Below are 26,810 nucleotides of genomic sequence, written 5' to 3'. Positions count from 1 at the left end.
CGCCCTCTCAAGGCGGTAGCGCGGGTTCGAATCCCGTCGGGGCTACAACGGGCAAAGACCCCGTGACCAGCAGAAATGCAGGGTCACGGGGTCTTTCTCATTTCCACCACATCACCGTCTGCCCACATTTTGCCCACACTTGCCCGGATCACATCGAGCGCGATCCCCACCGATTCGAGATCGTCGTCGAACAGATCGGCGTACGTGTCCAGCGTCATCGACGCCTTTGCATGGCCCAGCATCCGCTGCACCGCCTTCACCGAAGCGCCGGCCGACACCGCTAGCGACGCCGCAGTGTGACGCAGCTCGTGCGGCGTGAACGCCTCGGGGCACCGAGCGTCGATCACCGCCTGGTCGAACCACGCCTCGCGAGCAACCTTCGACCGCAACGGCTTTCCCGCCCGCTCGCCAGCGAACAGCAACGACGTCGACGCCTTGCCTGCCACGATCGGCGCTACGACGTCGGCGAGGAACCGGGGGAGCGGCACCCACCGATGCTGATAGTCCTTCGGCTCACCCCAGGAATGCTTGCCTTCGACAATCGTCACCGACTTCGTGACATGGACCCGTCGGCGCAGCATGTCGACGTCGCCGACCGTGAGCGCCGCCATCTCACCCCACCGAAGACCGGTATAAGCGAGGAACAGTACGAGCGGACCCCACGACCCGGACTTCTCCGCGAGCGCCTCCACTTGCGCGGCCGTGAGGTAGCGCCGCTTCTTGTGCGCCACGCGCGGCAGGCTCGCCTTGTGCGCTGGGTTGTTCGGGATCCGCTTGTCCCGCACCGCGAGATCGAGAATCTGCGACAGCACTCGGTGGATCTTCGTCACCGACGCCGCGGACTGCGTCTCGGTGAGCTCGGTCAGCCACCGCTGCACATCGACGTAGTCGACGCGGCCGACTGGCGTTGTCTCCCATCGTCCGAGAACGTGTTTGTCGACGATCCCTTGGTATCGCGATCGGGTGGATGGTGTGAGGTTCGATTTGCCGTCGAGCCACAGTTGCGCCCACTCGCCGACGGTGACCTTCGATCGACTCGGTTCGATGTAGCTGCCGTCGTCCTTGCTGACTTCGACGCGGTTCGCGAATCCTTCGGCGGCCTTCTTGGTGAGGAATCCTCGTTTGTCGGTCTGGCGTCCGTTCGGCATGCGGTAGCGGACGCGGTACCGCTTTCCGTGCGCGGTGTCGTAGGGGGAGATTGCGGCCATCAGCCGGCCTTTCGCGTGTGGAGGCGTGCGTCACGGATGCGACGAAGCCGGTTCACGAGGACCGGTTCGGCGGCAAGGGCTTCCGGTTCGTCGAGGAGCGTGTTCAGGTGCGTGTAGTACCGCACGGCGGACATGTCGAAGGTCTCGCGGATCGCGGTCTCTTTGTCCCCGGCGTGATGCCAGTACTGCTTTTCGAAGTCGAGCATCATGCTCTGCAGGGGTGTCATGATTGCCGCCCTTCCGCGCGTCGTTCGATCTCGATTATCAGCGCTGTCAGCTTGATTCGATCGGCAAGCGCTTCATCGACACTGTCGTCGATCAGGTGCGCCCGTTCGCTCGCGGTGAGCGCGGCGGCAGCGTCGACCAGCTCGTCGTCCGTCATGCTCTCAGGGTTCACGGCTGCCGCCTCTCAAGCTCCATGTCGATGTGTCGCCGCTCGTCCTCAGTCAGATTCTTGACGCGCGTGACGAGTACGTCCAGGTCGACCCACAGTTCGCCGGCTGTCTCGGCGTCGACGCGGTGCCGGTTCCACGCGAGTGCGTCGATCAATGCGTCCAGTTCGATCAGCCGTTCGGCGGTGATTCGCTCGACGGTGCGCTCTTCCTTCGGTCCGTAGAACGGATGATCGGGGACCGGGCCTCGTTCGATGTGGGTGATCTCGTGCGTGACGGTGCAGCGGCGTTCGACCTGGTCGAGGGTTTCGTCGATCTCGATGTGTCCGGCGCGGCGTCGTCCGAGGCAGCCAAGTCCGCCGAGGTCAGGGTAGGTGACGTCGACGTGCGAATGGTTGTCGCGGAGGTGTCGCCACGGATGCCATCGGGTCATGCTGATCAGCGTGAATCAAGGGTCCGACAAAATACATCGGTGTGATTTCGAACCTAGTCAGTCGCTGTATTCGAAGTCGCCCTGCTCGCCGACATCGGACCGTTTGATGGAGACCAAGACGCGACTCCTTCGTGTTACTGCTCCGGCACCCGGCAGCAGTGACTCTACGACGTGAAAGATCGCCTCGACCATCTCGTCAGGATCGACAAATAGCTCCGTCACTCGTGTTGCGACGCTGGAATCCTTGACACCAGCAATGAAGGGTTGTCCTCCATCGGGGATGAAGTAGAGCGTGCCCAATGAGCGTCGGAAACCATCTATCCGACCTATGGCCTTCTCTGTGGTTCGCTTCTCCGTACCTGACTCCAGTTGGAGTGCGAGTCTCATCGCACCCTCCGCGGACAACAGAACGGTTCCCGCGCCGATCTGACGTTGCCTTACAGTTCCTTCGATCAGCCACCCAGCCTTACGCGATTGCGTGACTGCGCGCTTCAATCCTCTGCGGGCCTTTACTGGCAGCTCGGCAAGTTCCGCGACGAAGGGGCTGTTGGGATCCTTGTCGCTGGCATGAGTCAGGATCGCCGCGATTGCCCGTAATGCGTCGGAATCAACGCTCGACGCGGCCGTGCGCTCATCGATGGTCTGGTCTTGCACGACTTTCGGCTCCGGCGCACGAAGAACGACACGCACAGATCCCGGTGTCGCTCCCTCGATGACGAGACCCTCTGAGTATCGACCTTTGCCGGCCATCTCCTTCGCGGTCTCTTTTACGGCTTCGCTGATCCCCGAAACGAACTGGGCGAAATGGTGAGCGTTGGTCGAATGATTCCGAACGCCGGGACCAGTCAGGTGTAGATCGACCTCAGCCTGCTCAGGTCCGACGACCTGTTCGAAGATATCGACGAGGTACGGATCGTCGCCTACGACTCCGGCACGCAGCGATCCACGGATGTAGTCATCCGACTTGGGGTCACCCGTGCTGTATTCGAGTGCCGCTCTGAGTTCTTCGCCTACTGCACGAGAGGCATCGTTCTCTACGCTCATCGAACAATCACCTCCAGATACCCCTTTGTAGCACCAGGTACTCCGTTCCGCTTGCATCCCTTACTAGGGACCAGATCCGATGCCACGGGTCGAGCAAGACTGGAACGTCGGGCTGTATGAATACGTCCAGCAAACCACCCATCGGGTGGAGCTTAGGAGTGGTGGCCGACGGTTTCGTGCTCAGCACGCCCTGCATGGTCGACAGAGGTAGGTTTTTGTCCTCCGTCGCTCGTGCTATCTCGCCTTGAGGCACGACGACTACCACGTCGGCGTCCTCAGGTTCCGCCCACGACTTGTGAGTGACAAACCCGCCATCGACCCATAGTCGTGCATTGGAAAACACGTTTGCAACCATGTCTGCGTGCAAGGTGAGCGCACGAAATATGAGCTCTCTTCGTTCGCGGAATGGAGCGTTCTGCACGAAGTGTTCGTAGATCTCGGCCATCGTCGCCGGATGGCGCCCTGGCGGGAGAGTCGCGTACGGGCCACCGCAAGGAGGAATCACGCCCCTCCCTCCGGTGCTTCGCCCTGCGGTTCGTCTTCTGGTGCTGTTGTCAACCGCCGGCGGCGGCGTTCCTTCGATTCACCTTTGCGCGCGGCCCAGCGCTCTTCGTCAGCGTCGTCGTCAAGGTCGTCGGCCTGATCCGGAGTATTCAAGGCCTCACCCTTGCCATCCGGACCCTCAGCCAAGACGACCGGGTCCGGCGCCGGCCACTGAATGTCAGCTCTAGCGGCCTGCGTGTTCCGTCGGTTCTCGTTGCGCTTCTCTGTCAGATCGACAGGCTTTGCCTCCTGGTCTTCGTTCGTTTCGCTCGGTGCTCCCGATTGCGGCGACGACGATAGAGGGCTTTTGAATCTGGAATCACGGGCGGTTCCTCCTTGCGACGCGGCGATGCTCTTGATGAGCTCGTCTAGTGCTTGCCGCTGTCGCTGGTCGAGGAGGTTGGCTTCCTCTGGTGGTTGGTATTCCCCGAGTGGGGCTGATACGTCCCACGCCGCCAGTTGAAGTTCGCGAATCGAGAGCGACAGCACTTGCGCGAGCCGCTCAAGGTTGGCCAGTGACGGTCGTCCATGCCGACCCGACCAGTAGGCGGCGATCGTTCCGTAAGGAAGGTGAATACCTAACCTTTCGGCAATCGCGGCCGCCTGGCGTGCGGTGACTGGCTGACTGTTCAGCAGGTCGCTCAAGCTGCTCACGGTTTCAGACGCTCCCACGAATCGCCGGTGTTCGAATAGCGGAAGTGTAACCGTCGCAGTTACAAATTCCAGGCTTGTGATTCGACTACCAGCAGGTTAGCGCCAGTCCCGTCTGTTGCGAGGTGTAACCGAGTGTGGTTACATCGCGCTTGTTGGTTGACCAAGCAGAAAGCGAGAGTTACAGTGATCACACACCGCGCAGCAGACCCAGGGAGGCTTTGGGTGCGACTCATCAGCAAGCAGGCTTTCCGCCAATACATGGCACATCGGGGCATGAGTAACGACGACCTTGCGCGGGCCGCCAAGTGCTCGACTTCCTCGATTGCATTCCTTCGCTCAAGGGGCAAGAGCGCGCGCGACACAGTCGGTCCAGACGTCGCACGCCGCATAGAGGAGGCGCTGAACGCCCCTCCCGGATCGCTTTTTGCGGCCTCTGTGCTTGTCGCTTCCAGAAGCGCAAACCACACCGCTGCATAAGAACGGCCCCCAGCGCGGGAACGCCGAGGGCCATCAGCCATAAGGAGAACGGAACTCCCATGACAGACATTGATCGTAGCCAACCAGCCGCTATCCCATCTCCGTGGATGACCGTGCCAGAGGCTGCGAAATACGCGCGCCGTGGCGTCGGCTCCGTCTACGACGCCTGCCGGACCGGTGAGTTGCGGGCAACGCAGTCGGGTCGGCACGCCGGCCGACGTGGTCCGTGGACCATTCACCGCGACGCCGTGGACGAATGGCTCGGCGCTCCCGTCACGGCGAAACGTCCACGCGCAGTGCGGCGGTCGGCATGACCACCCGACCGGATCGTGAGTTCGCCGTGCGTCTGCCGGATGGATCGTTCGTGCAGGACTCAGCGCCGAACATCTTCGGATTCCTCAGCGGTACAGAAACGAAGACTTGGCAGGACCGAAGGCTCGCTGAGGCGTACGCCGACGAGTTGCGGCGCGTTGCGGCCGCGCAGCTCGGCGTCACAAACCTCGCCGTCGCTGTTGTCTGGCGCTACGTGGGGGAGTGGTCCACCGACGCGACGGCTGACCGGCTTGTCGCGTCTGTCGAACAGTTCCTCGAATCCGGCGGTGCCGCATGACCGCCACGTTCACGGAAGCGTTCGAGGCTTTCGACGCGCTACCACGAGACGCCCAGTTCAGGGCGATGGGCGTGCTCATGTTCCGCAACCCCGACGCGGTTCTCGCTGCTGTCGCATCCGTCTCCGCGCTCGACGTGGAGATCGCATCGCCTGCCCCGGCTGACTTCCACGCCGCCGGGTCGGGTGGTGCGCCAGAAACCCCGGGGGCGGCGCTCTTCCCCCTTGGCGTGCCATCACGCGGCGTCGTCCCCGGTCCCTGACCAACAAAGAACGGGCCGCGCATGCCCGCGCGACCCGTCGGCCCCATCGAGAGGAATTAGCAACCGATGAGACTCTTCAAGCGTAACGGCCGCCACCGGCCAGCGTTGGGACGACGGACGCTCGCCGAGATCGTCGCCGCCCAGATGCTCACTGAGGCGCAGGTTCACGCCATCGTCGACGAGCGCGCGATCTGGGGCCGTCCGAGCCAGGTGACGGCATGACCGCCCTGCGCGAATTGCTCACTGACATCATCTTCGATTTCAAACCGCCATCGGGCGAGGCGTGGTCGGCGAACGAACTAGCCGATGCCATCCTCGACGACCCGCGTATCGCGATCGGCGCGAAGGAAGCGACGACCGCCGAAACGTTCACCAACACGCTCGGCGGATGGGCAGACCGACTCGACATTCATGCACTCGAGCTCGCTGAGTCTGGCGATTACGAAGGTGTCGTCTCGGTCACTGCCGCTGCGGAAGCACTCGAACGGAGGCAGGCAGCCGCCGATGTTCGCGACAACGCTCCGACTGTCGACCGCCACGCTGCGATCAATGCGGCGAAGCTCGATGAGATTCGGTTTCTGCTGCAGCCGATCGTGGACGGTTGCGACGTCGCGCTCACTTCCCGTGAGGTGTCTGTTGATGTCATGGCGATTGTCGAGGGCAACTGATGTTCCTCGAACTCGCCTCCACCGCATGGACTCTCGCGTCCGCTGGTCTGATCGCCGCTGTCGCAGTCGGCGTTGCTGATCTCGCCCTGTCCGGGCATTCCGACTGGGCCGAAGACCGGGAGGAGCTGTGATCCTCTGCCGCCGCTGCGCTCACCCGCAAGCCAACCATCACTCCCACTTCGGAGCGTGCGCCGCCGCAGCGCGGATCACAACGCTTCCGTGCTCGTGCCCGAAGTTCCTCGTTCCCAACGAATCCGGCGACGATCCGCACAGCCCGCACACCGGTGCCGACGCTGCCCGCGACCGTGCCGTCGCCAACGAAACCGGTGCGCTATGACCGAGACAATCCATGCCACCGAAGGGGACTCCGCACCAGGCAAAGCCACGTTCATCACCGCGCTCCCCGTGACGTCGATGTTCGTCGACCACTCCTACCAACGCGACTGCGACCTCAAACGCGCCCGGCACATGGCCGAAGTGTGGGACCCGCAACTCGTCGGAGTACTCGACGTCGCCGACCGAGGCGAACACCACGCTCCGCGATACTCCGTCATCAACGGCCAACACCGTTGGATGGCAGCGAAGCTCCTCAACAAGAAGCTGCACCTCGCCGTCAATGTGCACACCGGACTATCAGTCGCCGAGGAAGCGAAGCTGTTCGACGAGATCGACCGCAACACAAAGGCACTCACCACGTGGGACCGCTGGTATGCACGCCGCGCCGCCGGCGACCCGACCGTCCGCGAGATCGAACGGATCGTTGCGGACTGCGGCCTCGAAATCACCCAGAACCCCGGCGACAAACACGTCCAGTGCTGCACCACCCTCGAACGGATCTGGACCCGCGCCGATGCAGAGGTACTCGCGAAAACCCTGACCCTCATCCTCGACGTGTGGTCGGGACTCCCCGACTCGATGAATGCTGCTGTGATCGAGGGTGTTTCGTGGCTGATCGACTACCACGATCTCGATCTCAACACTGGCCGGCTCGGTGACGCCATGTGCGAGCTCACACCGCGACAGCTGCGAGCTCGCGGATCGACACTGCGCGAGCAAGGCGACAAGGGCAGTCTGCCGATCCTCGTCGCTCACGTCCTCACCGGTCTCTACAACAAGACCCCAGGCCCGGGGCCGCGGCTCCCACGCATCGAACTGTCGAGCAAGCGCGGTGCCGAATGACGGTCTACGAATGCGGCCGCTGCGGCGCTGTCTACGCCCTCGTCGATGACGAACATTGCGGGCACTGCCGATGCGTCGCCTGTGATCCGGACTTCCACGCCGACATGAAGGCGGCATCGTGAAACCGGGTGTGTACGACGGCATCACCGACGCCGACTACCACGCCGACAAGATGTCGTTGTCGTCGTCGGGAGCACGGCGGCTGATCGAAGCAAGCCCTCGCAAGTTCCGGTTCGAGCAGGACAATCCGCCGGCACCGAAGAAGGCCTTCGAGTACGGCCACGCAGCGCATGCACTCGTCCTCGGCGTCGGCGCCCCGCTGGTCGAGATCCCGTTCGACGAGTGGCGCACCAAGGAATCGAAAGAACTGGTCGCTGCGGCGCGCGCGGCCGGCGCGACACCACTCAAACCCGTCGAGTTCGCCAAGGTCCACGCGATGGCGGCCGAGCTGCAGAAGAGTCCGATCGCACAACGACTGTTCGCGAAAGGTGTCGCCGAGCAATCGATCTGGTGGGACGACCCCTACACCGGAGTCCGGCTGCGCGCACGGTTCGACTGGCGCACCCTCATCGGCGGCCGCCTGGTCCTCGTCGACTACAAGAGCACCATCGACGCCGCCCCGGACGAGTTTGCGCACTCCGCCAACAAGTGGGGCTACTACTGCCAGCACGCGTTCTACCGCGACGGTGCACAACAACTCGGCCTCGACGACGACCCCGGGTTCATCTTCATCGCGCAGGAGAAAGAACCGCCGTACGAGGTCACCGCCCACCAGTACGGGCCTGACGACATCGCGTTCGGACATGAGCTGAATCAGCGTGCGATCCGCACCTTCGCGGACTGCATGAGTTCCGGTGTCTGGCCGACCTATCCGCCGATCATCCACGACATGCGCGTGTCCAAGTGGACGCGCATCAAACACGAGGAGTCCTTCGCATGAGCACCGACATCGCTGTATCCGATACCACCGCAATCGCACTCGCCGAGCCCGCCCAGTTCGGCAATCACGCGATCGACCAGCTGCTCGAGTACGCGAAGGTGATGGACGTTGCCTACGACTTCGCGAGCAAACTCAGTCGTACGGTCCTCGCTGGTCCGAATTATCGCGGCAAGCCGGAAGATGCGACGGCCGCAATCCTCTACGGCGCCGAGCTCGGACTGAATCCGATCCAGTCGCTGCAGCAGATCTTCACCGTGCACGGCACGCCGGCGATCTATGCGCGGACGATGGTCGCGCTGCTCAAGGTGAAGGGATATCGGATCCGCACGGACGCGTCGAGCGATGAGTCGGTGACGGTGAGCGGTGTTGCGCCGAACGGTGAGACCGAGACGAGCACGTGGACGATCGACCGCGCCTTGCGCGCCGGGTATGTCCCGACGATCGACGAGCAGACGGGCAACTACAAGCTCAACTCGAACGGCAAGCTCGACGGAAACATGAAGTACCTCACCGACCCGCAGGCGATGTTGTACGCGAAGGCGGCGGCCGAGGTGTGCCGCAAGCTCGCGCCGGACGTTCTGCTCGGTATCGCCTACACGAGTGAGGATTTGGAGTCCGAGCCGCAGCCTGTCCGGGTGCAGTCGGAACGTGTCTCGGCGAGTAGCGGGGAGCCGGTGAAGATCGGCGACATTCTCAATATCCCCGAATCCGAGTCGCCGGCAGCCGCGGATGAGGCGCCGGTTCGCGACGACGAGTCAGTGGCCGCCGCCACTGCTGCGACCGAAGACCGGGCACCCGAACCCGAAGCGCCGCAACCCGAACCCACTGCGACGGCACCAGTCGACGACCCCGCCGCTGATCCGATCACGCCGATGCAGCTCAAGAAGCTGCACACGATGCTGAGCCAAGTCGGGCTCGGCGGCAACACTGCCAAGAACCGCGAAGAGGCGCTCGCGTACATCAACAACATCATCGATCGTGCCGAGCCGATCACGAGCACCAAGCAGCTCACCATGACCGAAGCTGCGCGCGTGTTCGTCGAGATCGAAGAGGCCGGACTCCCAGCATGAGCAACTGGATGAACGACTACGCCCACAACGACCGCGACGAATCCCGCTCGGCATCGGCGTATTTCACCGGCCCATATCCAGAGGATCAACGGCCGACCAAGTTCGAGATCGCGCGCGAAGAGCGAGAGGACAGGCGATGAGCGAAACCCTCCGCGTCCAGGTCGTCGTCGACACAGACGAGTTACGTCACTGGGCGGGCAAGCACGCCGACTCAGGGCACGCGGGCGTCGCGAATGTGCTCTACGAAGCTGCCAAACGATACGAGTCGGGCGATACCGACACGTCCCTTGAGGTGTTACGCATTCGCCTCGAATCGCTCGCCAGCACAGCGGTAGTCGAAGACCTTTGGCCGTCCATCCGCACGCATGCCCGCACCGTATTCGACAAGGCGTTCGCTCGCGGCCGCGCCGTCGAAGTAGAAAGTCGAAAGGCGCTGAACCATGGCTGACTTCAATCACGCTGACATTGACTACGGCATCGAGATCAGCGAAATCTATGACGGCGTCGCTGTATGGGTTCTGAAGGACGGATCGCTAGTCAACCGGTTCGCTGGCCGCCCCGGCTGGGAAACCCGCGCTGCTCGGATAGACGTGTGGATCACCCGCAGCCGCGAAGCCGCGGCGACGGCAGAACCGGCCAGCGAGGCGGTGCCCAGTGCCTGAGTTCCTGCGCGTCGCCTTGCCGATCGCCGCTCTCGCAACAGTGGCTGTTGCCCTCGCTGTCGGTGCTCAGCATTGGCAGGTGGCGCGATGAGCGACTACCCCGCGAACGTCACGCTTCGGCCGATCGCGGCATGGCGGGGAGTCGAGACGAAGAACCGTGTGGCATCCAACTTCTCGGCGCCATGGCGCGCGACGTTGAAGCTGCTCGACAAGGAACTGTTCAATCTCGGCACCGGTCGCCGCAACGCGCCGGCAGTGCTGCAGATCGCGATGCGGGAGCAGGACTTTCGGATCGACGGGCTACCTCGAGCCAACGCTCGGCCGACCCATCCCGGTGTCATTCTGTCGATCGACTCGAAGCACGGACCACTGACCTACCCGTGCGACAAGTTCACCACCTGGCAGGACAACCTACGAGCGATCGCGCTTGCACTCGAAGCGCTCCGCAAAGTCGACCGCTACGGCATCACCGCGAGCGGTGAACAGTACACAGGTTGGCGCGCGATCGAATCGGGTGCCGCGCCGTTGTTCCGCAGTGCCGACGACGCGGAACGGTATCTGCGAAGTCTGACGAAGTACTCCGAGCAAGGGATCGGTTTCGTGATCCAGCGCGCAAGAGCGAACACGCATCCCGATCGTCACGACGGCGAGCGAACTGAGTACGACAAGGTCGACGCCGCGGTGCAGCTCCTCGAACGGGAGGGGCGACTGTGAAAGCCCTTACCGTCCAACAGCCGTGGGCTTGGGCAATCATGCACGGCGGCAAAGTGATCGAGAACCGCACGCAACTCTGGAAGTATCGCGGGCCGCTCGCTGTCCACGCGGGGATGCGCTACTCAGACCGCGGGATGGACTCACCTCTCGTGCAGAAGGCAGCGACCGGACGGACTGGCCTCGGATGCTGGGATAGCGGCATTGTCACTCCGCCCGCATGGACGAACTGTGGCGCAATCCTCGGCGCCGTGGACCTTGTCGACGTCCATCCCGACGCCGGATGCTGCCGGCCCTGGGGTGAGTCCGCCTACGTCGAGCAAGGCGGCCGCGAACGCCGACAGATCGCCCATCTCGTCTTGGAGAACCCGCGCCCGCTCGCTGAGCCGATCTCGTGCGTAGGCGCGCTTGGGTTGTGGACGCCGCCGGCGGACATCATCGCGCAGCTCGCGGAGGTGCAGCGATGATCGACGTCTTCACCGTTCGCGGCACCGGCGAAATCTGGAATAGCCCAACGAACATGCTCGCCAACGTCACGAAGAGGCTCGACCCGACCCGGTTCCGAACTCGCGATATCCAGTACCCGGCATCGGTCGGGCCGGCCAACCCGGAACGGAATGCACTCGGCCCGAGCCTGGCGCTGTCCCGGCGAATCGGCAAGATTGAACTTGCACAACGCATTCAGATGACACCGAACCTCGTCGGACTTCTCGGCTACTCACTCGGCGCATACGTTGTGTCCGACTTCCTCGAGGACCTTGCAGCGGGCGCCAGCTACACCAAGGGATGCCGAGTCTTGTTTGCGGCGATGATCGCCAACCCGCGCCGTCGCCGTGGTGACTCGTTCGACGGTAAGTACCTGCCGGGGTTCGGTATCGCGGGGGAGCACGGCACCTGGCCACGCTTGCGAACCTTCGAGGTCGCAAATCAGCACGACGGCATCCCCTGCTGCCCCGACGGTTCGCCGCTGCGGAACCTCACCGACGGTGCTGACGAGTTCAGCTTCGCCGTCGCCGGCGGCTGGACAGCAGACCTCGCCGATCGAATCCGCCGCAACCGGTGGCAACCGACCAACGTCGACTGGATCCGCAACCCGATCGGCACCTGGCAGGCCTACGACCTCGCAGGGCGACTGATCCGCGGCTACGCGATCGACGGACAGCACACCACCGCGTACGTGCGTAGTGGGCTCACGCAGCGCCTCGCAGACGCCATCAACTGGGAGGTGCGGTGACCAACACGGCGTATCCGACGCTGCCGGAATGGGTCGACCTGACCAACATGTCCGACCGCGTCAACGCACTCATGCGCGCCAACTGGGCGCTCATCAACGAAGCAGCCGACCTCCTCAACGCTGGCGACATGGGACCGCTGACGTGGGAAGCGCTGCAAGACATCTGGGCGGAGACGATCGACATCGAAGCCAACATCGCCAAAGCACGCGCACTCGACGACCTCGCACACCCTCAGTTGGTGCTGTGATGGCGCGCATACGCACGATCAAACCGGACTTCTGGACCGACGGGAAGGTCGTATCGATAAGCGCATACGCCCGTTTGTTGTTTATCGGTATGTGGAACTTCGCTATCTGCGATAAGGGTCATGTTGCCGACGATGCACTGAAATTGAAGCTGCAAATCCTGCCGATCGATAACGTCGATATCAACGAACTGATAACCGAGTTGATCACGTCCGGCCTCGTCGAGCGGATCTCCAACACCGCGAACAGTCGCACGTTCCTGCACGTCAAGCGCATGGAAGAGCATCAGAAGACGGACACTCGCTGGAACTCACGCTGCCCCGTCTGCACTCCCGACACCACACCAGACCACACCGAAACTCACGCGAGTATCAGTGAGGCACAGCGAGACTCACCCACACTCGCCCCAGTAAAGGAAAGGAAAGTAAAGGAAAAAGATATGCGCATCGATAAATCGATACGCGATATCGATTCCGACTTCGAAACCTGGTGGGCGCACTACCCGCTCAAAAAAGCCAAAGGCCAAGCCGAACGAGCCTTCACAACCGCCCGACGGAACGTCGACCTCGACACTCTCACCGCCGCCGTCCAGGCCTATTCCAAAACCGTCAACGGACTCGACCCGAAATTCATCGCCTACGGATCGACCTGGCTCAACGGCAAACGCTGGCTCGACGAAGACATCGCACCCGCCACCGCCACCGGCATCGAAGACTGGCTCCGCGACTGCTGGACCAACCACAACACCATCGCCATCACCGACCGCTGCGGCCTCGAGTTCTACAACCCCGACATCCCCGAAGACGTCGCCGACGTGAAGGCCTTCACGCTCCAAGCGCGCCGCGACTGGATCAAAACCAACCACGACGAGATCGTCGCCCGGATCCTGAAACGAGAGGCACCATGAGCAGCGTCGGCGTCGAACTCGACCGGGCCGAAGAACTCGCCGAAGGACCCAACGACGAATTCATCCTCGGCACCGCACTGCTGTCGATGACCTCACGCCACCTCGTCCCCGACCTACTCAAAGCCGTTCCTGCACAGGACTTCATCGACACCCACCTCGGCGAAATGTGGGGAGCCGCCCAAGCCATCATCAACCGCGGCGACGCGATCTCACGCCGAGCACTCCTCGCCGAACGCGACACCCCAGCCATCCGAGCACGACTACAACAAATGTCCGGCGAACCCGTCGAAGTCAACAAACTCCGCCACGCAGCAACCACCGTCATCGACCTCGCCAAAACACGCCGACTCATCCAGGCGCTCAAGCGGATCGCCGAACACACACCCCACGCCGAGACCTACTCCGAAGCCCTCCAATTCGCCTCGGAGCGGCTCAGCGAACTCGCCGAAGCCAAACCCTCGAAAGACGCGCACGCATTCGCAGACGTCCTCGCCAACTGGTGGGAATGGCTATCCGCACCGACCGACCAGATCCGCACCGTCGGAACACCCTGGGCCGAACTCGACGACATGCTCGCCGGCGGCCTGCACCCCGGACGCTCCTACGTCGTCGGCGGACGACCCGGCGAAGGCAAATCGATCGCTCTCCTCAACCTCGCCGTCAACGCCGCCGAACACGGCCACCCCGGCGTCATCTTCTCCGTCGAAATGGGCGAAGTCGAAGTCGTCTCCCGCATCATGGCCGCCGGCGCACACGCCGAATACCGACAGATCACCAAACGCCAGCTCGACGACCACAACCACATGAAAATCGCCGAATACGCCGACACCTACGGCGCAATGCCACTCACCCTCGTCGACCGATCCGACATCACCGTCGACTACATCGCCGCCCAATGCCGCACCCTGAAACGACGACCGGAAGGCCTCGACGTCATCGTCGTCGACTACCTGCAGCTGCTCCGCGAATCCGACTCACGCCAGTCCCGCGAACGACAAGTCGCCAACATCTCACGCGCCCTGAAAGTCCTTGCCCGCGAACTCGACTGCGCCGTCATCATCGCCTGCCAGCTCAACCGCAACTCCGCCGCCGCCGACCGTAAACCCCTTCTGTCGGACCTGCGGGAATCCGGCGCCATCGAACAGGACTGCGACGTCGCGATCCTGCTGCACCACGAACTCGCCAACGGCCAACCCTCAGGAGAGGTGACACTGTGCATCGCCAAGAACCGGACCGGGAAACTCGGATCAGTCACGCTGCCGTGGCGTGCGTACCAAGCGAGGATCGGGTGACCCGAGTGGAACTAGCCCTGCCCTGGACACGGCCGCAGCTCAACCCGAACACACGCATGCACCGCATGGTGCGAGCCCGCATCACAGCTGAGATTCGCCGCGACACCGCCTGGATCGCCAAAGCCGCGAAACTCACACCCACACACCCGATCACCGTCTCGCTGCACTACCAACCAGCACGCAGCGGACGCCGCGATCCGGGGAACCTGTGCCTCGACAGCAAAGCGATGATCGACGGCCTCGTCGATGCCGGCCTCGCACCCGACGACACCTTCGACTTCATCCAGGAACGGATGCCGAAGATCCACCCCGTAGTCGCGGGGGAGCGCGGCCGCATGTGGCTAACCCTCAGCTGGACAACCGAAGTGGAGGGTCAAAGTGTCTGATCTAACCGGTGCAGAGGATTTCGAGGCGATCGCATGAGCGGGCTCGAAAGTTTCACCGAGGAGCAACGGGCTGAGATCATCCGTTACCTCGATCAGAGAGACGCCAAGATCGGCGAAGTACTGGTTGAGATGGCGGACGCCTTCGAGTCTTGGTCCAACAACCTGAACCACGGCTTGCAGGTGGCCTACTGGGCGATTGGAGGCAGTCGGGGCAAGCGACCGCGCGAACCGAAGCCCACGCAGGCTGATATTGATCGTCAGGAGGCACGGAAGCGCGCGATCGACAAGATGCTCCGTGAGTGGGATCTGCCATGACCACACCGCGCAACGGAATGCGAGCAGCCAGCACAATCGAACGCTTCACTGCCTGGGCGATGTGCCCGCGATGCAAGTCGGTCGACTGCCACTCCATTCGTCCGCCTAAGCCAGCACTCGACCCCGACGACGTCGCGGAATGGGAAGCCGATCACGTGACGATGCACGGCTGGAACGGCTTCATACGGCATATCCCGCCGAAGCCTCTCGATGAGTCCGTGTTCGAGGTCATCCGAATCTGCAAGTGCGGCAAAGAATGGGGCCAAGCATGACCATAATTGAGTTCCTCAAGGCCCGCATTGCAGATGATGAAGAACAGGCTCGATCCGTCGCAGCGTTCAACGGTACCGCCGAGTGGCGGTACGACGACGGTGTCGAACGCTCCAAGGTTGAATCGATCCGACGTTACGGCCCGAACACCACGATTAACGTTGTGCGCCATGAAATCGTGTGGGGCCCACATACGTGCATCGGCGGGTCTGGCGCCTGGCCCGCCCGGACCCAGGAGATGCAGTTCATCGCTCGTCACGACCCTGCTCGCGTACTCCGTGAGTGTGCCGCCAAACGGGCGACGATCGCGGCATTCCGCGACTGGCTCCCCGACTACGACGATTCAGTCCATGAAGCTCTTGCACCGATGGCTGCGATCTACTCCGATCATCCTGACTATCGCGAGGAGTGGGCGTGAATCACGGTCAGGTCGAACACGAATGCCGCAAAGGCCGGCGCTGCGCCACCCGAACCCGCACACCCGACGGCGAATTCCACGGCGGGGGAGTCGAAACCCCCGGACTCTGCACACCTTGCGAAGAACACTCATTCGACGCCATGACGAAGCTCTATGCCGACTGGGCAGGACTCACCGGTGCGCTCAGCGCAACCCGCAAATCGAATACACCACAAATCGGCGGCACGAACGCACACCCGATCCCGCTACGCCTCGACGTCGCCGTCATATCCGCCGCGATCGAAACCGAAGTAATCCGGTGGGCACGAGTCGTCACCCGCGAAAACATCGAACTCCCAAGCCGCATAGGCCCATGCGTCCAGCGATGCGTCACCGTCCTCGGCACACACACCGGGACTCTCGTCGATCAACCACTCCGCCGATTCTCAGACCTGCAACCGATGCCCGACGGGGGAGATCACCTCGCGCAGATCGAACTCGATGGGGTCGACGGTGTACTCCGACTCGCGCACTTACACGCCCGAGCCGCACACGCGCTCGACGCAACCGAAACCCGCATCTGGCTACCCGACCCCTGCCCACACTGCGGACGCAAAGCCCTACTGCCATCGACGAACCAACAACGCGTCACCTGCCAAGCCTGCCGAATCACCTGGGACTCAGACCACTTCGCACTCTTGAGCAACGTCCTCGACTTCGAAAAGCAACGGATCAAACAATGACCCGCTCAAGCCTCGAATGGGCGCGAGACATCGCCCGCGCATACCGCGACGCACTCAACGACGTCGACCCGAAGCGCTGCGCCGAACTCGACACCAAGGCAGTCGAACTCGGCCAAGGATGGATGGCACCAACGGCACTCCCTGATTGGGCCAGCGACCCCGCAGTGCTCGACGCCGAACTATCGGCAGTCGACATCGAACACTACTGGCGAATACCAGCCTCAACCGTCCGGACGTGGGCGCAACGCGGACTGCTCGAAAAGCGTTGCGCGCCTGACGGGTCCGTCGTCTACCGATTCGGCGACGTCCTCGACTGCCAAGCGCGTAGACACGGCAAAGCAGCAGGTAATTGACAGAAGCCGCGTCTCACGGGACGATCAATGCCAGCGGACAAACTCTGTCCACACACGGCGCGAAGACAACCAGTCCTCGCGCCTTCGTCGTCTTCGGACTAGCGCCCTACGCCGGACTTCTTCCGTGGCCGGCGCTCAGCCGGATCCCCGTACTTCTGCCGAGCAGCTTCACCCGACGTACCGAGCACCTCGCCGATCGCACCCCAAGTCTTGCCCTGCTTCCGGCACTGAGCAATCCAGAGCTCGATGTTCTTCTGCGCATCGGACAACTCGACGACCGCCTTGCGGAGCCCGACGAGCCCGTCGACCTCGATCGACTCGGTTGCACCGAAATCGTCATTCTCGAAGCGCGCCGCGAGCTCGTCTGCGTGCGCCATTATCTCTGCGGATGTGCGTGGCATCTGTATCACCTCAGGTATTTCGTTCGGGCGAGCATGGCGTGAATGATCAGTGCTTGGAACTGGTCAGACGTGATGTATCCAATCTCCAACATGCTTGCGTCGCGGGCGGGTCCGGCAATCATCGTGAAACCTTCAGCGCCCGGGTGGACGAACAGCGGGTTCCGGAACGCGTGCAGGATGTCGTCTTCGACGATCCCGTGCTTGTACGCGCTTGGGGTGATTACCGGTTCCGATTGCATACTAACAAGTTACCTTGTTTCACGCCACAATGCAAGTTAACTTGCAAGGAATTGCGTCCATCGAAGGGCGGAAACATGGCACTCACCGGACCCCAAGCGATCGGCGCACTCGTGGCCGGAGCCGCACTGCACGAAGTGACATGCGACCCCGACCAACTCATCAGCCACGCCTTCGACCGCGCCCTCGAACGCGCGCCAATCACCACGATCGCAATCACAATTGGGTTCGCGACCGTCACAACAGCGCACCTACTCAACGCACTCGACCGATACCCACGACTCGATCCATACGCAGGCTTTGGCTTCGCAGTCCTCTCGGCCATCAAGGTCCACACCCAGCGACGCAGGCAATGAGATGGATCGCGTTATCGCGCACTGTGATGTATGCGGCTGGCGTGTTGTTGTCCGCGCTGATCGGCATCGTCCGATCACGAGCGAAGCGGGCCGAATGTCACGAACAGCCGGTCTGGCGCTCACCGAGCACACACGAACCCACGAACCCGCCGCGACCGCCGATTGTGGGTGAACCAATGCCGTCGATCGAGGATCAACTCATAGCCTGCCGAGCGCAACTCAAAGCCGCACGCGCGGCCGGCAAGACCGAAGCTGCCGAGTTCCTGGCGCTGCGGATGGACCTACTACTCGACCGACTACCGCGCACACAGGAGGCATCCCCATGCTGACCACAATCCTCGCCATCGCACCGCTCGTTGCGACCATCGTCGCGGCCGTTGTGAAGCTCATCCCGCTCGTCGTCGGCCTGTTCTAACCAATGCCCGAGCGTCGCTTCAGGCTCGACGCGGAAGATCTATCCGTGCCCGGTCTCGACGCCATCCCGCACTACTGGATCACCATCGTTCTGTACGAGACCAACAAGGATCTCCATCGTGCGATGGCGAAGCATGGCCGCTACTCGATCAAGACCATCAGCGATGTCGGCGGGTGCTGGACCGAACCAGACAAGCCAGGCCACAACGGATACCTCGGCATCCTGCGCCTCTCATCCGAGCACCTCAGTGTTGACACGATCATTCATGAATCAGTCCACGTCGCAGTCACACTCGCTCGAACCTACTTCGACGTCGACCCACTCCGCCTGCCATCGCAAGGGCCAGGCTCACGCGAGGAACTACTCGCGTACGCAACTGCACCGCTCGCAACCGCACTGATCGAGAAGCTACGTCCACTGCACTACTTCGAGGGACAGCAGATCGATGGCGAATCCAAACCCTCGTAGTGCCAATGGGCACCGACGCAGGCAAGTCCGAGCCCGAGTCCTACGCGAAGAACACACATGCTGGCTATGCAACAAGCCAGTCGACAAGACCTTGAAGACACCCGACCCAGGCTCACCCGAAGTCGACGAAGTAATCCCAGTCAGCCTCGGCGGATCGCCAACTCAGCGATCGAACTGCCGACTAGCCCACAGGCTCTGCAACGTCCGCAGAGGCAACGGAACACGCCAACCCAAACCCACAGTCCAACCCGTCACCACCACACGCTCCTGGTGAAGGTGGGGGGGTAACCCCCCGATCGACCATCGCGGCGACCTCTGGGCATAGGGCCGCTTCTCTCTCCGCAAGTCCGATTGTCACGCTAAGGAGGCCGCGATGCAGGTCAAGTGTGGCGTGTGCGGAGCGGAGTTCGAGGCTCGTCGTTCGACGGCGAAGTACTGCTCGGATCGGTGCCGGCAGAGGCGTAAGCGTGGTTCGGAGCCCGGTCCGGTCGGGCTGGTCGGTTCAGTGACCGCCGAGCTGAAGGCGGCGGGTCGGCTCGACTCGTTCGACGGGCAGCTCGCGGTCGAGTTGGCGCGGCAACTGACGGCCCAGGGCGCGTCGGGGATTTCGTCGTTGTCGAAGGAGTTGCGGACCGTCATGGCGACCGCCCTCGACGGCGCAAGCGTGAAGTCGGCGCCGGCCGATGCCGACGATGAGGTCTCCAAGGCGAGGGAGGCTCGTGAGCGTAAGGCTCGCCAAGCGGCTGGTTGAGCCCGATCACTGGACATGCCCACACGGTCACCGGGCGCGCCCCGCAGAATCGCTCACGTACGGCCCGGAGGTCGCTGATGTTTGTGCGAAGGCTGGCTTCGAGCCGGATGCTCAGCAGCAGCTCGGGCTCGATCTGATTTTTGCGATCAGACCGGACGGGTCGGCGTTGTCGTTCGAGTTCTGCGTGATCTGCTGCCGACAGAATCTCAAGACCGGGTTATTCAAACAGGCGGCTCTCGGGTGGTTGTTCGTCACCGAGCAGCCCTTGATCGTGTGGTCCGCGCACGAGATGTCGACGACGAACGAGGCACGGCGAGAGCTGGCGGACCTGATCCTCGGCACGCCGTCTCTGCGGAAGCATCTGAAGGCCGGTCAGAACGACGGCATCTATGACGCGAACGGCGAGGAACGGATCGAGCTTGCGTCGGGACAGCGCCTGTTGTTCAAGGCACGCACCGTCTCCGGTGGCCGCGGCCTTGCGGCTCCGAAGTTGATCCTCGACGAAGCGTTTGCGCTGAAGGCATCAATGCTGGGTTCGTTACTTCCACTGATGACGGCGCAGGCCGATCCTCAAGTGTTGTACGGATCGAGTGCCGGCAAAGAGGACAGCGACGCGTTGTTCGATCTGCGGGAGCGTGGACGACACGCGATGTCACCGCGCTTGTCGTACCTCGAGTGGCTTGCGCCAAAGGAAGATTGCGGTACTCCCGATTGCCGGCACCCGAAGAATGCTGTCGATCTGGGATTGGATTGTGCGCTCGACCGCGAACATCTTGTCCGCGCTGCAAATCCGTCGATAGAGACCGGGCGCATCGACATCGAAACGATTCGAGCTCTACGGCAGGCGATGCCTCCCGCGGAGTTTATGCGGGAGTCTCTCGGCTGGTGGGACGAACCGATCACGCTGAGTCAGGTGATTGCTTCTGCAGTCTGGAACCCCCTTGCAGTCAACGAGGATCGTCCGGCGCCGTTGGACGAGATACCGCCGACCGCGCTGGCTGTCGACATGTCGCACGACCGACTGATTTCGATCGCGGGATGTTGGGACATGGTTGACCGCAAGCACATTGAACTTCTTGCCGTCGACTATGCGGCCGAGACCTGGGCGGCTGTGGAGTGGTTGATAGAGCGAGCGAAGCCGAAGCGAATCCCGGTCGTTATCGACTCCATCAGTCCCGCGGCCGAGATGGTGCCGACTCTGAAGGCTCGCAAAGTGAAGGTGATCGTCACTTCGGCGGTCGATATGGGCAAGGCGTGCGGCGGGCTTCGTGAGGACGCGGTCGAAGGCCGGTTGACTCACGCTGCTCAGCCGCAACTTGACGCGGCTCTTGCCGGCGCGAAGAAACGCGACATCCGCGACGCCGGAATGTGGGCGTGGGACCGCAAGGACCAGACCGTGAACATTTCTCCGCTCGTCGCGGTGACGCTTGCTCGCTACGGGGCGGTGTTGAAGCCGAAAACCACTGCTGAACCCGTGTTCCGATGAGAGGAGGTCCGCTGTGGCGTTGAGTAAAGCGGATGCCCTCGTCGCGGCTCGTGAGATCTTGTCGGGACCGCGGGTGCAGGAAGCCGAGAGGTTGCGGCGGATTCACGACGCGATGCAGCCGTGCCGGAGGTCGGGTGAGTTCATTCCTACGGTGCAAGTTCCGAAGGATGCGCCGCCGTTGATGAAAGAGTTGGCCCGCAAGTCGGAAACGAACTATCTGCCGCTGCTGGTGAAGACGTACCGCCAGGTGATCAAAGCTGACGGGTACTACAGCGAGTCCGATCCAGACTCTTCCGAGCCCTGGGTGTGGTGGCAGCGCAATCGGATGGATTCGCGGCAAACAGGTTTGGTCCATGACGCCCTGACCTACGGTGCGTCTTACGCGACTGTGCTCCCGGGAACGTACGGACGCAATCAACCGGGACCATCGATCTCGCTGTATTCCCCGCGGGAAATGACGGCGCTATATCAGGATCCGAACGCCGATGAGTGGCCGATCATGGCGTTGTGCCGTGACGGCAACATTGTCACGCTCATCGACGACGAGATGATCTACCGGTTCGGTGTCGAGCCGAAGGCGTTGAATCGCTGGTATGAACCGGCGGCAACGTTGGAGTTCGGCGCCGGCATTCTGACTTACCTCGACGCTGAAGCTCACGAACTGGGTGTATGCCCGGTCGTCCGGTATCGGGACCGAAATCTGTTGGCTGGCGAGGAGTCCTACGGGATTGTCGAGCCGTTGCTGACGATCAACGAGCGGATTACCGAGACCACGTTTCAGGCAATGGTGGTGCAGTACACGCAAGCGTTCATGCAGCGGTACGTGCTCGGCTGGGTGCCTGAGAGTGAGCAGCAAGAACTGAAGGTCGGCGCGGCGCGGATCTGGTACTTCCCTGGCGACAAAGAAGAGATCGAGATCGGCCAACTATCCGCCGGCACTGTCGATCTGAAACTACGGGAAGCGTCTATTCGTGACTTCGCGGCGCAAGGCCAGATCCCTGCGCAGGCGCTGGGAATCGACGGCATCTCCAATATCTCCGATGCAACACTCGCTGGGCTCGAAGCTGCGAAGAACCGTGAGTCAGGGGAGATTCAGACATCGCTGGGTGAGTCACACGAGCAGCTGCTGCGGCTGTGCGCTTATATCGATGGCAACGACGCGGCGGCCGACGACTACAACTCCGAGCTTCGCTGGCGCGACTACGAGGCACGGTCGTTCGCTCAGACTGTTGACGGTCTGGTGAAGCTCGTTCAGGGAGGCATCCTTGCGCCGGAGATTGTGCTCGAGGATGTTCCGGGTATGACGGAGCAGAAGCTGGCGCGTGCTGTTGCGGCGCTCCGGAAGGCCGAGGGATCGCGGGTGATCGACAGGTTGCTCGCCGAACGGACGGCGGTCGACAGTCCGGTCGAGAATGTAGCTGCGAGTGCAGACCGAAACCCTGCTGCGTAGCGCTGTCGCTGAATTGACCGATCGTGCGTCGGCTGACCTGGCGATCATCTGGCGACGTATCTCCTCTGCGGTCGAGGCACGGGAAGTGCTCGCTGAAGTACTTCCCGCGATCGTCGATACCTACGGTGCTGCAGCTGGTGCCGTGGCGGCCGAGTGGTACGACGATCTTCGACTGGAGAAAGGGGTCGGCGGACGGTTTTTCGCCGTGCCCGCTCAGCCGGCCGTCGAGAGTGTCGATGCGCTGATCGGGTGGGGCACTGGCCCGCTACTGGGTGACAAGCCGGACCCTTCGTCGGCGCTCACATTGATCCAGGGTGGACTACAGCGCCGAGTGGCGGACGTTGCCCGCACGACGATTCAAATCGCGTCCTACGACGACCCGAAGGCGAGCGGTTGGCAGCGGCAATCGAGCGGCGGCTGCACGTTCTGTCAGATGCTCGCGGGTCGCGGTGCTGTCTATTCGGCCAAGCATGCCGACTTCGCCAGCCACGACAACTGCAACTGCACCGCGATCCCAGCTTTTCGTGGTGAGCCGCTCCCGGTGCGGCCGTATGTGCCGTCCCTGCACAGTTCCACCGACGCCGATCGCGCCCGTGTGCGCGCGTACATCGCGTCTCACTGAACCTCCGACACCGCAACGGCGTCGGCCAACCCGCAACGGGGAGTTCCAACATGTCCGAAATTCTCACCGAACAGCCAGCCGTCACACCCGACGTCACGCCGGAAGCGCCCGCAACGGTCGCCCCCGACGGACATCCCGTCGAACTGGGTGATGCAGGCAAGCGCGCCATCGCCGCCATGAAGGCGGAACGTGACGCGGCCCGACGTGAAGCGAAAGCAAACGCCGACGCCGCGAAGCGACTCGCAGACTTCGAGGAGTCCCAGAAAACAGAAGCGCAGAAGATCGCAGACCGCGCCGCAGCAGCGGAACGGGAACGCGACGACGCGCGCGCTGAAGGACTCCGGTACAAGGCGGCCGCCAAGTTCGGCATCGACGAGGACCACTTCGACCTCCTCGGCACGGGCGACGAAGACGCCATCGCCGGACGCGCAGAACGGCTCGGCGCATTGCTGAAACTGCGCACAGAGAACGACGACCTGAAGGCGCAACTCGAAGCCCTGCAACAGGGCAAACCGAGTTCTGGCCGACCGGTTCCCAATCTCAAACCGGGCGCAACGCCCGAACAGAACGACCCCGAAGAGACCGAGTATGCGCAGTACGCGGCCCGCTTCGGGCGCTGAAACCAACCAACCCAGAAAGCGAGGCCGTCATGGCCGAGTACCTCCCTATCCGGACTCCGGGCCACGTGCCCACCTTCAAAGCCAGCGCCACCATCACGGCTGGACAATTGGTCGCCATCACCGGTTCCGGCACAGTCGGTCCGGCCGGCGCAACATCTGCAGCGTGGATCGGCGTTGCCGGTACCGATGCCGCGACCAACGACTCAGTCGCCGTATACCGCGGTGGAACTCAAGTTCTCGTCGCGTCCGGCGCAGTTGCCGCAGGCGACGCAGTGGCAAGCGCTGCGACAGGCAAGGTCGCAACAGCGGCGACTCCGACCGCGGCGCAGTTCGTCGGCATCGCTGAAACTGCCGCCGCAGACGGGGCGAAGGTTCGCGTCGCCTTCGCTCGCTGACCCCCTTCATTCCAGGGGTCACGGCCCCACAAACTCACTGAGGTGAACAAGACATGGTTGCCAACCCTCCCGCTGCGCCTACATACGCAGACCCGAATCTGACCGCATCGCGCTACCTGCAGAACCCGCAGTGGGTGGCACGCGATCTGAACACGCTCATGCAGCAGCGCTACGTCGGTGGCGAACTCCTGCGCGGCCGTGAAGAGACCACCGGCGGTGCCGTGGGCTACGAGACTGTCGAAGGCATCTTCGCGGACTCCACTCCCGAAATCGTCGCGCCCGGTGGCGAATACACCATCTCTCCGGTCGGTGACGGACCTGGCGGTCTCGCGAAGGTCGTCAAGTCCGGTCTCGACACTCTCGTCTTCGACGAGGCGATCAAGCGCCGCAACATGGATCCTGTCGACAAGGGACTCTTGAAGCTCGTCAACACCGAAGGTCGCGCCATCGACCAGGCCGTCGTGTCGCTGATCGCAACATCGGTCACCAACACCGCTGCCGCTGCAACGGCATGGACTGCGGCGTCCCCCAGCGTGCTGCGGGACATCCTGAAGGCAAAAGCCGCGATCCGCGGCTTGAATCTCGGGTACGAGCCCAACGCACTGCTGGTCGATGACAACGCCTGGGCATACCTCGCGTCCGATCCGGTCATCGCAGCAGCGATGGCCCGCGAGGACAAGAGCAACCCGATCTACTCGGGCCGCTACGAAGTAATCGCCGGCCTCGAAATCATGGTCACCAACGCCGCCAACCTGCCTGGCGGTGTCGGAACCAACGCGTGGGTGCTCGACACTCGCCAGCTCGGATTCATCGCGACCGAGGACCTGGCCGGCGGATACCAGCAGGCCACCGACCTGGTGCAGTCGAAGGTCATGCGAGTCGACAACAACGACTCGTGGCGACTGCGTGTGCGGGCGAACTTCGCACCCGTGGTCACCGATCCGGGCGCCGGCTTCCGCATCTCGGGCGTGGCCTGATGCCTGCACAAGCGGCTAAGAAAGCCGCCGGTCCGTTCGTCGCTGCCGCACTGGTGTCCGTCAAGACCAAGGACGGAGCCGTGAAGCAGCTCCGCTACGGCGACATCATCACCGACGACGTCGAGAAGGAATCAGTCGACCTACTCCGCGAGTTGGGGTACCTCGACGAGTCCAACCCGCTCGACTCCGAGAAGTGACCGCGAGAGGCCGTCATGGCTGACCCGTTCGCCACGCCGCAAGATGTGGAGTCGCGGTGGCGGCCTCTCAGTGTCTCCGAGTCCGCCATTGCGACAACGCTTCTCGCGGATGCATCGCAGATGATCCGTGAGCGTTGGCCCGACATCGATGCACGTATCGCGTCGGGTGCCGTAGCCGAGCTCACCGTTGTTCGGATCGTGTGCGGGATGGTGAAACGGGCGATGCTGGCGCCCGAAGCGGACGGGGTGTCGCAGCAGTCTCTATCTGCACTCCAGTTCGGCATGACGCGGACGTTCGCCAATCCAACAGGCAATCTGTACTTCAACGCCGCTGACATCGCCGCGCTCGACGGCCCAACTGTCGGCGCTTGCATGGGCTGGCTGATCTAAGTGACATTCCCGCTCCTCTATGAGGTTGGGGTGCACACTCACTCGGCCGGCGCCGAGGATGCACAGGGAAACCCGGCTGACGTGTTTACGCCACCACTTGATCAACCGGGCGTGCAACATCGGGTGATTTGCTGGGGTCCGGCCAGTCGCGGGGAGGGCGAACCGAAGCTCGCTGGTCATAACCGGACGGTCGTCGAGATCGAAATGGCTGTGCCGGAGGGTTTTCCGGTAGGACCCCGTGACGTCGTGGATTTACCTGAGGGTCCGCAGGGGCAGTTCGAGGTCATCGGCTACCCAGAGGATGCGAATCACGGATTCCACGGTTGGCGACCCGGCTCGGTAGTCAACCTCAAGCGAGTGGAGGGGTAGATGCGGATCAAGTGGGATCCGAACGCCTTCTACGATCTCCGGCGTTCCCCCGGAGTCGTTTCCGATCTGGAAGAACGGGCTAGTCGCGTGCAAGCGGCAGCCGGTGGGTCCGAAGGCGGCTACGAGACATCCTCACAACAGGGCGTGAAAAGTCCGCAAGGTCGTTGGCGGACAAGCGTTGTCACGGCGACGGCGGAGGCGATGCAGGACAACGCCACGAACAACACATTGATCCGGGCACTCGATGCCGGACGCTGAACTGATCGTTCCAGCGCCTGCGCAGACGGTGGCGGTGCAACTGCTGAACGACAGGATCGTTCCGCCCGTGTCATCGAAGGTGCCGAACCCGCGCCCCGCGACGTTTGTCAGAGTGTCCCGCGCTGGTGGTGGGATGTCGAACATTGTGACCGATCGGCCGTGGCTCATCTTCGAATGCTGGGCACCGACCGAGGCGGAAGCGGAAACTCTCGCCAACCTCGTAGCCGCGCACCTCCGCGCAGCCCAGTTCGAAACCATCAACGACGTAAAGCTTCTCGGCTGGTCCGAGGCTGGCCGCGCGTCGTTCAACGACCCTGCCGTGCCGAGTCAATCGCGCTGGCAGGTCACAGGAACGCTGGGCATCTCAGCTCAGTAGCTCGATCCCTTTCAGGCCCGGTCCAAACGCACTGCCTTTTGAAAGGGG

Annotated in this window: 50 protein-coding genes; 40 read left to right on the top strand and 10 right to left on the bottom strand. The window is 62.8% G+C overall.

Features of this window, described 5'->3' with window-relative positions; translation table 11 throughout:
- Positions 1-83 precede the first annotated feature (83 nt).
- Genes JGU71_RS28440 through JGU71_RS28410 form a run of 7 tightly spaced genes read right to left on the bottom strand, consistent with a single transcriptional unit; the run spans position 84 to position 4,265 of the window.
- Complete coding sequence (locus JGU71_RS28440) at positions 84-1,208, bottom strand: tyrosine-type recombinase/integrase (RefSeq protein ID WP_199708528.1); 1,125 nt, start codon at positions 1,206-1,208, stop codon at positions 84-86.
- Positions 1,208-1,435 carry a DUF3263 domain-containing protein gene (locus JGU71_RS28435; protein WP_199708527.1) on the bottom strand — a complete coding sequence of 76 codons (228 nt, stop codon included), beginning with the start codon at positions 1,433-1,435 and terminating at the stop codon, positions 1,208-1,210. The genes JGU71_RS28440 and JGU71_RS28435 overlap by 1 nt, the downstream gene beginning before the upstream one ends.
- Positions 1,432-1,590: a hypothetical protein gene (locus JGU71_RS28430; protein ID WP_199708526.1), complete on the bottom strand. Its 159-nt coding sequence runs from the start codon at positions 1,588-1,590 to the stop codon at positions 1,432-1,434. Before JGU71_RS28430 ends, JGU71_RS28435 begins: the two co-directional genes overlap by 4 nt.
- A gap of 11 nt (positions 1,591-1,601) precedes the next feature.
- Positions 1,602-2,033: an ImmA/IrrE family metallo-endopeptidase gene (locus JGU71_RS28425; RefSeq protein WP_199708525.1), complete on the bottom strand. Its 432-nt coding sequence runs from the start codon at positions 2,031-2,033 to the stop codon at positions 1,602-1,604.
- A gap of 57 nt (positions 2,034-2,090) precedes the next feature.
- Complete coding sequence (locus JGU71_RS28420; protein WP_199708524.1) at positions 2,091-3,077, bottom strand: hypothetical protein; 987 nt, start codon at positions 3,075-3,077, stop codon at positions 2,091-2,093.
- Between the two features lie 7 nt (positions 3,078-3,084).
- Positions 3,085-3,582 (bottom strand): DUF6932 family protein, encoded by a 498-nt coding sequence (locus JGU71_RS28415; RefSeq protein ID WP_372433254.1) that lies wholly within the window; start codon positions 3,580-3,582, stop codon positions 3,085-3,087.
- Positions 3,579-4,265 carry a helix-turn-helix domain-containing protein gene (locus JGU71_RS28410; protein WP_199708522.1) on the bottom strand — a complete coding sequence of 229 codons (687 nt, stop codon included), beginning with the start codon at positions 4,263-4,265 and terminating at the stop codon, positions 3,579-3,581. Before JGU71_RS28410 ends, JGU71_RS28415 begins: the two co-directional genes overlap by 4 nt.
- Before the next feature lie 545 nt (positions 4,266-4,810).
- On the opposite strand from JGU71_RS28410, the gene JGU71_RS28405 reads away from it, so the two are divergent.
- The 17 genes from JGU71_RS28405 to JGU71_RS28330 all read left to right on the top strand — a co-directional run bounded on the left by JGU71_RS28405 (position 4,811) and on the right by JGU71_RS28330 (position 12,333).
- Positions 4,811-5,065 carry a helix-turn-helix domain-containing protein gene (locus JGU71_RS28405; RefSeq protein WP_199708521.1) on the top strand — a complete coding sequence of 85 codons (255 nt, stop codon included), beginning with the start codon at positions 4,811-4,813 and terminating at the stop codon, positions 5,063-5,065.
- Entirely contained in the window at positions 5,062-5,361 is a 300-nt protein-coding gene (locus JGU71_RS28400; RefSeq protein WP_199708520.1) for a hypothetical protein, read from the top strand. The genes JGU71_RS28405 and JGU71_RS28400 overlap by 4 nt, the downstream gene beginning before the upstream one ends.
- Positions 5,358-5,621 carry a hypothetical protein gene (locus JGU71_RS28395; RefSeq protein ID WP_199708519.1) on the top strand — a complete coding sequence of 88 codons (264 nt, stop codon included), beginning with the start codon at positions 5,358-5,360 and terminating at the stop codon, positions 5,619-5,621. The genes JGU71_RS28400 and JGU71_RS28395 overlap by 4 nt, the downstream gene beginning before the upstream one ends.
- A 66-nt stretch (positions 5,622-5,687) precedes the next feature.
- A complete protein-coding gene (locus tag JGU71_RS28390; RefSeq protein WP_199708518.1) occupies positions 5,688-5,843 on the top strand; it encodes a hypothetical protein in 156 nt (51 codons plus the stop codon).
- Positions 5,840-6,289, top strand: a complete 450-nt coding sequence (locus tag JGU71_RS28385; RefSeq protein WP_199708517.1) for a hypothetical protein — start codon at positions 5,840-5,842, stop codon at positions 6,287-6,289. The genes JGU71_RS28390 and JGU71_RS28385 overlap by 4 nt, the downstream gene beginning before the upstream one ends.
- On the top strand, positions 6,289-6,420 hold the full coding sequence (locus JGU71_RS30300) for a hypothetical protein (RefSeq protein ID WP_267908493.1): 132 nt from the start codon (positions 6,289-6,291) through the stop codon (positions 6,418-6,420). The genes JGU71_RS28385 and JGU71_RS30300 overlap by 1 nt, the downstream gene beginning before the upstream one ends.
- Complete coding sequence (locus tag JGU71_RS28380) at positions 6,417-6,626, top strand: hypothetical protein (RefSeq protein ID WP_199708516.1); 210 nt, start codon at positions 6,417-6,419, stop codon at positions 6,624-6,626. The genes JGU71_RS30300 and JGU71_RS28380 overlap by 4 nt, the downstream gene beginning before the upstream one ends.
- A complete protein-coding gene (locus JGU71_RS28375) occupies positions 6,623-7,468 on the top strand; it encodes a DUF6551 family protein (RefSeq protein ID WP_199708515.1) in 846 nt (281 codons plus the stop codon). Before JGU71_RS28380 ends, JGU71_RS28375 begins: the two co-directional genes overlap by 4 nt.
- A 118-nt stretch (positions 7,469-7,586) precedes the next feature.
- The gene (locus tag JGU71_RS28370) at positions 7,587-8,408 is read left to right on the top strand and encodes a PD-(D/E)XK nuclease-like domain-containing protein (RefSeq protein WP_307829962.1); all 822 of its coding nucleotides are present in this window, start codon (positions 7,587-7,589) and stop codon (positions 8,406-8,408) included.
- A complete protein-coding gene (locus JGU71_RS28365; protein WP_199708514.1) occupies positions 8,405-9,478 on the top strand; it encodes a hypothetical protein in 1,074 nt (357 codons plus the stop codon). The genes JGU71_RS28370 and JGU71_RS28365 overlap by 4 nt, the downstream gene beginning before the upstream one ends.
- On the top strand, positions 9,475-9,618 hold the full coding sequence (locus JGU71_RS28360) for a hypothetical protein (protein WP_199708513.1): 144 nt from the start codon (positions 9,475-9,477) through the stop codon (positions 9,616-9,618). The genes JGU71_RS28365 and JGU71_RS28360 overlap by 4 nt, the downstream gene beginning before the upstream one ends.
- Positions 9,615-9,926 (top strand): hypothetical protein, encoded by a 312-nt coding sequence (locus tag JGU71_RS28355; RefSeq protein WP_199708512.1) that lies wholly within the window; start codon positions 9,615-9,617, stop codon positions 9,924-9,926. Before JGU71_RS28360 ends, JGU71_RS28355 begins: the two co-directional genes overlap by 4 nt.
- Positions 9,919-10,140 (top strand): hypothetical protein, encoded by a 222-nt coding sequence (locus tag JGU71_RS28350; protein ID WP_199708511.1) that lies wholly within the window; start codon positions 9,919-9,921, stop codon positions 10,138-10,140. Before JGU71_RS28355 ends, JGU71_RS28350 begins: the two co-directional genes overlap by 8 nt.
- An 87-nt stretch (positions 10,141-10,227) precedes the next feature.
- Positions 10,228-10,854 carry a molecular chaperone DnaJ gene (locus JGU71_RS28345; protein ID WP_199708510.1) on the top strand — a complete coding sequence of 209 codons (627 nt, stop codon included), beginning with the start codon at positions 10,228-10,230 and terminating at the stop codon, positions 10,852-10,854.
- Positions 10,851-11,318: an ASCH domain-containing protein gene (locus JGU71_RS28340; protein WP_199708509.1), complete on the top strand. Its 468-nt coding sequence runs from the start codon at positions 10,851-10,853 to the stop codon at positions 11,316-11,318. The genes JGU71_RS28345 and JGU71_RS28340 overlap by 4 nt, the downstream gene beginning before the upstream one ends.
- Positions 11,315-12,085: a PE-PPE domain-containing protein gene (locus tag JGU71_RS28335; protein WP_199708508.1), complete on the top strand. Its 771-nt coding sequence runs from the start codon at positions 11,315-11,317 to the stop codon at positions 12,083-12,085. The genes JGU71_RS28340 and JGU71_RS28335 overlap by 4 nt, the downstream gene beginning before the upstream one ends.
- Positions 12,082-12,333, top strand: coding sequence for a hypothetical protein (locus tag JGU71_RS28330; protein ID WP_199708507.1), 252 nt, complete (start codon positions 12,082-12,084; stop codon positions 12,331-12,333). The genes JGU71_RS28335 and JGU71_RS28330 overlap by 4 nt, the downstream gene beginning before the upstream one ends.
- On the opposite strand, the gene JGU71_RS28325 is transcribed toward JGU71_RS28330, so the two are convergent.
- Positions 12,318-12,617 (bottom strand): hypothetical protein, encoded by a 300-nt coding sequence (locus JGU71_RS28325; RefSeq protein WP_199708506.1) that lies wholly within the window; start codon positions 12,615-12,617, stop codon positions 12,318-12,320. The genes JGU71_RS28330 and JGU71_RS28325 overlap by 16 nt on opposite strands.
- Before the next feature lie 153 nt (positions 12,618-12,770).
- Between JGU71_RS28325 and JGU71_RS28320 the strand changes: the two genes are divergently transcribed.
- From JGU71_RS28320 to JGU71_RS28285, 8 genes are all read left to right on the top strand, one after another.
- Positions 12,771-13,238, top strand: coding sequence for an LvrA C-terminal domain-related protein (locus JGU71_RS28320; RefSeq protein ID WP_199708505.1), 468 nt, complete (start codon positions 12,771-12,773; stop codon positions 13,236-13,238).
- Entirely contained in the window at positions 13,235-14,530 is a 1,296-nt protein-coding gene (locus JGU71_RS28315; protein ID WP_199708504.1) for a replicative DNA helicase, read from the top strand. The genes JGU71_RS28320 and JGU71_RS28315 overlap by 4 nt, the downstream gene beginning before the upstream one ends.
- The gene (locus JGU71_RS28310; RefSeq protein ID WP_199708503.1) at positions 14,527-14,916 is read left to right on the top strand and encodes a RusA family crossover junction endodeoxyribonuclease; all 390 of its coding nucleotides are present in this window, start codon (positions 14,527-14,529) and stop codon (positions 14,914-14,916) included. The genes JGU71_RS28315 and JGU71_RS28310 overlap by 4 nt, the downstream gene beginning before the upstream one ends.
- 33 nt (positions 14,917-14,949) lie before the next feature.
- Positions 14,950-15,231, top strand: a complete 282-nt coding sequence (locus tag JGU71_RS28305; RefSeq protein WP_199708502.1) for a hypothetical protein — start codon at positions 14,950-14,952, stop codon at positions 15,229-15,231.
- Positions 15,228-15,503 (top strand): hypothetical protein, encoded by a 276-nt coding sequence (locus JGU71_RS28300; protein ID WP_199708501.1) that lies wholly within the window; start codon positions 15,228-15,230, stop codon positions 15,501-15,503. Before JGU71_RS28305 ends, JGU71_RS28300 begins: the two co-directional genes overlap by 4 nt.
- A complete protein-coding gene (locus JGU71_RS28295; protein WP_199708500.1) occupies positions 15,500-15,919 on the top strand; it encodes a DUF6221 family protein in 420 nt (139 codons plus the stop codon). The genes JGU71_RS28300 and JGU71_RS28295 overlap by 4 nt, the downstream gene beginning before the upstream one ends.
- Positions 15,920-16,059: 140 nt before the next feature.
- Positions 16,060-16,641 carry a hypothetical protein gene (locus tag JGU71_RS28290; RefSeq protein ID WP_199708499.1) on the top strand — a complete coding sequence of 194 codons (582 nt, stop codon included), beginning with the start codon at positions 16,060-16,062 and terminating at the stop codon, positions 16,639-16,641.
- On the top strand, positions 16,638-16,994 hold the full coding sequence (locus JGU71_RS28285) for a hypothetical protein (RefSeq protein ID WP_199708498.1): 357 nt from the start codon (positions 16,638-16,640) through the stop codon (positions 16,992-16,994). Before JGU71_RS28290 ends, JGU71_RS28285 begins: the two co-directional genes overlap by 4 nt.
- 98 nt (positions 16,995-17,092) lie before the next feature.
- On the opposite strand, the gene JGU71_RS28280 is transcribed toward JGU71_RS28285, so the two are convergent.
- Both JGU71_RS28280 and JGU71_RS28275 read right to left on the bottom strand, forming a co-directional pair.
- Entirely contained in the window at positions 17,093-17,395 is a 303-nt protein-coding gene (locus JGU71_RS28280) for a hypothetical protein (protein ID WP_199708497.1), read from the bottom strand.
- A gap of 5 nt (positions 17,396-17,400) precedes the next feature.
- The gene (locus JGU71_RS28275) at positions 17,401-17,634 is read right to left on the bottom strand and encodes a hypothetical protein (protein ID WP_199708496.1); all 234 of its coding nucleotides are present in this window, start codon (positions 17,632-17,634) and stop codon (positions 17,401-17,403) included.
- Between the two features lie 75 nt (positions 17,635-17,709).
- On the opposite strand from JGU71_RS28275, the gene JGU71_RS28270 reads away from it, so the two are divergent.
- From JGU71_RS28270 to JGU71_RS28200, 15 genes are all read left to right on the top strand, one after another.
- Positions 17,710-17,988, top strand: coding sequence for a DUF7427 family protein (locus JGU71_RS28270; protein WP_199708495.1), 279 nt, complete (start codon positions 17,710-17,712; stop codon positions 17,986-17,988).
- Between the two features lie 176 nt (positions 17,989-18,164).
- The gene (locus JGU71_RS28265) at positions 18,165-18,317 is read left to right on the top strand and encodes a hypothetical protein (protein ID WP_199708494.1); all 153 of its coding nucleotides are present in this window, start codon (positions 18,165-18,167) and stop codon (positions 18,315-18,317) included.
- 131 nt (positions 18,318-18,448) lie between these two features.
- Positions 18,449-18,871 (top strand): hypothetical protein, encoded by a 423-nt coding sequence (locus tag JGU71_RS28260; RefSeq protein WP_199708493.1) that lies wholly within the window; start codon positions 18,449-18,451, stop codon positions 18,869-18,871.
- On the top strand, positions 18,849-19,145 hold the full coding sequence (locus JGU71_RS30635) for an HNH endonuclease (protein ID WP_372433252.1): 297 nt from the start codon (positions 18,849-18,851) through the stop codon (positions 19,143-19,145). The genes JGU71_RS28260 and JGU71_RS30635 overlap by 23 nt, the downstream gene beginning before the upstream one ends.
- A 99-nt stretch (positions 19,146-19,244) precedes the next feature.
- Complete coding sequence (locus JGU71_RS28250) at positions 19,245-19,622, top strand: DUF2256 domain-containing protein (protein WP_199708491.1); 378 nt, start codon at positions 19,245-19,247, stop codon at positions 19,620-19,622.
- Complete coding sequence (locus tag JGU71_RS28245; protein ID WP_199708490.1) at positions 19,591-21,108, top strand: hypothetical protein; 1,518 nt, start codon at positions 19,591-19,593, stop codon at positions 21,106-21,108. The genes JGU71_RS28250 and JGU71_RS28245 overlap by 32 nt, the downstream gene beginning before the upstream one ends.
- A gap of 13 nt (positions 21,109-21,121) precedes the next feature.
- A complete protein-coding gene (locus tag JGU71_RS28240; RefSeq protein ID WP_199708489.1) occupies positions 21,122-22,558 on the top strand; it encodes a phage portal protein in 1,437 nt (478 codons plus the stop codon).
- Entirely contained in the window at positions 22,533-23,180 is a 648-nt protein-coding gene (locus JGU71_RS28235; protein WP_199708488.1) for a VG15 protein, read from the top strand. Before JGU71_RS28240 ends, JGU71_RS28235 begins: the two co-directional genes overlap by 26 nt.
- A 50-nt stretch (positions 23,181-23,230) precedes the next feature.
- Entirely contained in the window at positions 23,231-23,800 is a 570-nt protein-coding gene (locus JGU71_RS28230) for a hypothetical protein (protein ID WP_199708487.1), read from the top strand.
- A gap of 29 nt (positions 23,801-23,829) precedes the next feature.
- Complete coding sequence (locus tag JGU71_RS28225; RefSeq protein WP_199708486.1) at positions 23,830-24,195, top strand: capsid cement protein; 366 nt, start codon at positions 23,830-23,832, stop codon at positions 24,193-24,195.
- A gap of 53 nt (positions 24,196-24,248) precedes the next feature.
- Positions 24,249-25,172, top strand: coding sequence for a phage major capsid protein (locus tag JGU71_RS28220; RefSeq protein WP_199708485.1), 924 nt, complete (start codon positions 24,249-24,251; stop codon positions 25,170-25,172).
- Positions 25,172-25,369 (top strand): hypothetical protein, encoded by a 198-nt coding sequence (locus tag JGU71_RS28215; protein WP_199708484.1) that lies wholly within the window; start codon positions 25,172-25,174, stop codon positions 25,367-25,369. Before JGU71_RS28220 ends, JGU71_RS28215 begins: the two co-directional genes overlap by 1 nt.
- Positions 25,370-25,384: 15 nt before the next feature.
- Entirely contained in the window at positions 25,385-25,759 is a 375-nt protein-coding gene (locus JGU71_RS28210; protein WP_199708483.1) for a Gp19/Gp15/Gp42 family protein, read from the top strand.
- Positions 25,760-26,128: 369 nt separating this feature from the next.
- Complete coding sequence (locus tag JGU71_RS28205) at positions 26,129-26,386, top strand: hypothetical protein (protein WP_199708482.1); 258 nt, start codon at positions 26,129-26,131, stop codon at positions 26,384-26,386.
- A 133-nt stretch (positions 26,387-26,519) separates the two neighbouring features.
- Positions 26,520-26,762, top strand: a complete 243-nt coding sequence (locus JGU71_RS28200) for a hypothetical protein (RefSeq protein ID WP_199708481.1) — start codon at positions 26,520-26,522, stop codon at positions 26,760-26,762.
- Positions 26,763-26,810: the final 48 nt, after the last annotated feature.

It is taken from the genome of Antrihabitans stalagmiti, from assembly GCF_016482825.1.
GTDB classification, from domain to species: domain Bacteria; phylum Actinomycetota; class Actinomycetes; order Mycobacteriales; family Mycobacteriaceae; genus Antrihabitans; species Antrihabitans stalagmiti.
This window is presented reverse-complemented; position numbering and strand designations above follow the sequence as displayed.